Origin of the sequence: Rhodococcus tibetensis (genome assembly GCF_024438035.1) — a bacterium.
Taxonomy (GTDB): Bacteria; Actinomycetota; Actinomycetes; order Mycobacteriales; family Mycobacteriaceae; genus Rhodococcus_F; species Rhodococcus_F tibetensis.
Window position 1 is genome coordinate 1 of record NZ_JANFQF010000049.1, and the last position, 1,754, is coordinate 1,754.

Annotated in this window: 1 protein-coding gene; it reads right to left on the bottom strand. The window is 68.7% G+C overall.

The features are described from left to right. Positions 1-2: 2 nt before the first annotated feature. Positions 3-1,754 (bottom strand): acetyl/propionyl/methylcrotonyl-CoA carboxylase subunit alpha (locus NOF53_RS27385; RefSeq protein WP_255974796.1); only part of this gene is annotated, 1,752 nt, incomplete at its 5' end.

Sequence of the window (1,754 nt, forward strand, 5' to 3'; positions counted from 1 at the left end):
AGCTATTTGAGTTCGGCGAGGACGGTGCCTTGGGTGATGGCGGCGCCGGGTTCGACGGCCAGGCCGGTGACGGTGCCGGCTTTGTGGGCGTTGACGGGGTTTTCCATTTTCATGGCCTCGAGGACGGCGATGAGGTCGCCTTCGGCGACCAGCTGGCCTTCTTCGACGGCGACCTTGACGACGGTGCCCTGCATGGGGGCGGTGACGGCGTCACCGGACGCGGCGCCGCCGGCGGCGGCGCCGCGGGTGCGGGCCTTGGGCTTTTTCCGGACGGCACCGTTGCCGGCGCCTGCGGTGGCGCCGAGGCTGAATTGGCCGGGCAGCGAGACCTCGACGCGGCGGCCGCCGACCTCGACGACGACGTGCTGGCGGGGTGCGTTCTCGTCCTCGTCGACCGGTTGGCTACCGGTGAAGGGTTCGATCTGGTTGTCCCATTCGGTTTCGATCCACTTGGTGTAGACGTCGAACTTTTCGCCGTCGCCGATGAAGGCGGGGTCGGCGACGACGGCCCGGTGGAACGGGATGACGGTGGCCAGGCCTTCGACCTGGAACTCGGCGAGGGCGCGGCGGGCGCGGGCGAGGGCCTGGTCGCGGGTGGCGCCGGTGACGATGAGCTTGGCGAGCATGGAGTCGAACTGGCCGCCGATCACGGAGCCGGTTTCGACGCCGGAGTCCATCCGCACGCCGGGACCGGTGGGCGGCACGAACTTGGTGACCGGGCCGGGGGCGGGCAGGAAGCCGCGGCCGGCGTCCTCACCGTTGATGCGGAATTCGAAGGCGTGCCCGCGGGGGGTGGGGTCCTCGGTGAATTCGAGGACTTCACCATTGGCGATCTTGAACTGTTGCAGCACGAGGTCGATGCCGGCGGTTTCCTCGGTGACGGGGTGTTCGACCTGTAGGCGGGTGTTGACCTCGAGGAAGGAGACGGTGTCGCCCTGCACCAGGTATTCGACGGTGCCGGCGCCGTAGTAGCCGGCCTCTGTGCAGATGGCCTTGGCGGAGGTGTGGATGCGGTGGCGTTGGTCGTCGGTGAGGAACGGGGCGGGGGCCTCCTCGACGAGTTTCTGGAAGCGGCGTTGCAGGGAGCAGTCGCGGGTGCCGGCGACGATGACGTTGCCGTGCTGGTCGGCGATGACCTGGGCTTCGACGTGGCGGGCCTTGTCGAGATACTGTTCGACGAAGCATTCGCCGCGGCCGAACGCGGCGACGGCCTCGCGGGTGGCGGAGTCGAACAGTTCGGGGATTTCCTCGATGGTGTGGGCGACTTTCATGCCGCGCCCGCCGCCGCCGAACGCGGCCTTGATGGCGACGGGGACACCGTATTGCTGGGCGAAGGCGATCACCTCGTCGGCGTTCTTGACGGGGTCCTTGGTGCCGGCGGCCATCGGGGCGTTGGCTTTTTCGGCGATGTGGCGGGCGGTGACCTTGTCGCCGAGGTCGCGGATCGATTGCGGGGAGGGGCCGATCCAGATCAGGCCGGCGTCGATCACGGCCTGGGCGAAGTCGGCGTTTTCGGAGAGGAATCCGTAGCCGGGGTGGATGGCGTCGGCGCCGGACTTGGCGGCGGCGTCCAAAATTTTGTCGAACACCAGGTAGGACTCGGCGGAGGTCTGCCCGCCCAGGGCGAAGGCTTCGTCGGCCAGGCGCACGAACGGGGCATCGGCGTCGGGTTCGGCGTAGACGGCGACACTGGTGTACCCGGCATCGGCTGCGGCCCGGATCACCCGCACTGCAATCTCACCGCGATTCGCGAC